Source organism: Ferruginibacter sp. (assembly GCF_031430955.1).
Taxonomy (GTDB): Bacteria; Bacteroidota; Bacteroidia; order Chitinophagales; family Chitinophagaceae; genus Ferruginibacter.
Genome location: NZ_JANPCM010000514.1, coordinates 1 through 2,725, shown reverse-complemented (window position 1 = coordinate 2,725; position 2,725 = coordinate 1). Strand labels below are relative to the sequence as shown.

Annotated in this window: 2 protein-coding genes and 1 pseudogene; 2 read left to right on the top strand and 1 reads right to left on the bottom strand. The window is 36.7% G+C overall.

Annotation, left to right across the window (positions count from 1 at the left end; translation table 11 throughout):
* Positions 1–429: 429 nt before the first annotated feature.
* Positions 430–1,059: an SHOCT domain-containing protein gene (locus ACY65O_RS14505; protein WP_462221575.1), complete on the bottom strand. Its 630-nt coding sequence runs from the start codon at positions 1,057–1,059 to the stop codon at positions 430–432.
* Positions 1,060–1,204: 145 nt separating this feature from the next.
* Here ACY65O_RS14505 and ACY65O_RS14500 point away from each other — a divergent pair, with 145 nt between their 5' ends.
* Complete coding sequence (locus tag ACY65O_RS14500; RefSeq protein WP_462221574.1) at positions 1,205–1,795, top strand: TrmH family RNA methyltransferase; 591 nt, start codon at positions 1,205–1,207, stop codon at positions 1,793–1,795.
* 269 nt (positions 1,796–2,064) lie between these two features.
* Positions 2,065–2,725 (top strand): annotated as a pseudogene (locus ACY65O_RS14495) (hypothetical protein); the annotation flags it as partial.

Sequence of the window (2,725 nt, the reverse complement as noted above, 5' to 3'; positions counted from 1 at the left end):
CCCGCAACTAAGATGAGAATTGATTTGGTTAAATAAAATAGATATCCCGAAAGAGCTGTTCCACCGGTTATAAAAACAGAAACGAATACAATAAACTTGGTTCGATTTGTGATTATAGTTGAATTTATAGGCTCTGGAATTTTCATTTGTTGTGTGTTATAAAATATTCGTTGCTACTAAAATCAAATGTATGCGAAAGTCATATCCTTTCAAAATTTCAAAACCAACTAAAATTGTTGCTTTTAAATTGTTTTGAGCTTCAATTGAAAAACGTACTTTGTTAATTTCTTTTAAGCCTTGGTTCTTGTAATTACAAAAAAATCTCTCAATCTACGCTACAATAAAAGCTCAATAAAAGATTTAATAGTACAAGTGAATGACACAAAGATGTTAAGCAGAATTACAAATGCCCGTAATAATTTTTTTTACCTAACTCCCCATCAATTTATTCTTCTGCGCTACATATTCTTCCTGTGTAATGGCGCCTTTTTGCAACAGCTCAAAAAGTTTTTGTAATTCGTCGGCTATCATTTGCTGTGAGGGTGCCGCTGCAGGATTAATATTTTTTGCAATAGCCTGCGCTAACTGTGTGGCCTGGCTGGTAATTTGTATTTTTTTATATTCTTCCTGTGCATTAGTAATGGTATCTTTTAATAATTTAGGATGATGGATGAGGGTGTATTTTGTTTCACCCATTTCGGCAGCGGTTTGTATATCCACATTGCCGTAGCCAAAAAGGCGGCCCATTAAAGGCTGGTCGTATTCTACATTATTTATTTTATCCAAAGGGCTTTCTTTGGAGTAGCGGGTAAAAAATCCGCTTTCATCCACCACCCTCATATTGGTAACACCCCATAAATTATATTTCCAGTTGATGTATTCTATTAAAGGATAAATGGCCGTAACTAAAATAATAATAAATGCAATGGAATAATTGGTCATCAGCAATAATAAAATGGTAGTAAGCAGCAGCCATGCAAAAATGGGCAGCACTAATTTTATCCAGTGCTGGCGAATGATGATCAATAATTTTTCGTCTTTTTTTAATTGTGTTCTCATGTTATAAAGCTGATAACTGTTTTATATATTGCTTCTATCCCTAATGGCGGAATGAAGTATTAAAATTTCTATCCTCTATAAATATACAATCATTCTTAATTGCAGGGTTCAAAAATTTCTTGTATTTAAATTTGTATTTTTGGGCATGACACCAGAACGCAACGAACGGCTTACAACAGTTTTAAACAAACGCCAGCCCGATATTACTGTAGTTTTAGAAAACGTTTTTGATCCGCATAACATCAGCGCTGTAATGCGTACCGCCGATGCCGTGGGCATGCAGGATATCTTTATTTTGAATACTAAAATTCCACCACATAAAAAGTGGGGAGCTAAAAGTAGTTCCAGCGCTGCTAAATGGTTAACGGTGCATCAATACACCGATGCCAATGAATGTTTTGCAGAACTACGCAAACGCTATAAAAAAATTTACACCACACATTTAAGCAGCGATGCCGTTGGATTGCATGAGTTAAATTTGACCGAACCTGTAGCATTAGTTTTTGGCAACGAACACAGTGGCGTTAGCGAAGAAATTATTGCTATGGCCGACGGTAATTTTATTATTCCGCAGGTGGGCATAATAAAATCGCTAAATATTTCTGTGGCCTGCGCTGTTACTTTGTACGAAGCCTACCGGCAAAAAAATAGTGCCGGGCATTACGATGCCATAAAATTACAAGGCGAAAGATTTGAAGGGTTAAGAAATGAATGGGGATTTTTAGAAGAAGAGTAGCAGCCCGCTGATTTCGCAAATTCTGCAGATTTGTAAACCACTATTTTCTCCGTCATCTACGAAATCAGCACTAGGTATTTTTTTTCTGTGCTTCAGTGCCTCTGTGGCATTATCATTTGCCGCAGGCAAATCTATTTTCTGCTACATCTGCGGAATCAGCCGGCAATTTCCCTTTCTGTGCTTCTTTAGCAACAGGTATTTACCGCAGGTAAATTTCAATAATTTTTCTCCTTCATTTCCAATAACTTTATTGCTCCAAAACTTTACACATGAAAAGATTTTTTTCTCCTTTATTTTTATTAATTACTTTTTCCGCAACCGCACAAAACAAAAAACCTCTCGACCATACCGTTTACGATAGCTGGAAAAGCATTGGCGAACGCATGATTAGCAACGATGGAAAATTTGTGGTGTATGCCGTAAATCCGCAGGAAGGCGATGGCGAATTAGTGATACAAAACCCACAAACAAAATATAAAAAAATTATACCACGTGGGTACAGTGCTGTAATTACCGAAGACAGTAAATACGCAGTGTTTAAAATTAAACCGGCTTTTCAGGATACACGGCAGGCCAGGATTAAAAAGAAAAAACCCGATGAAATGCCGAAAGATTCGTTAGGCATTATTGAACTGGGTGCAGAAAGTGTAACCAAATTTGCCCGTGCCAAAACTTTTAAAACACCCGAAAAAGGCGCAGGCTTTGTTGCTTATCATATTGAAAAGCCGATGCCTGATACTTCAAAAAAATCAAGAGTGGCAGTGTACGATTCTGCCAAAGCAAAAATAAATATGCTGGTAAAGCTGGCCGATTCTGTGATAAAAAAATCTATTGATTCCATTGGTGGAAAAATTAATAAGCAGGAAGTAATTGAAGCAGCACAAAAAGCCGCTAAGCAAATCTTAAAAAAAGCGGATGAAGATATAGCAG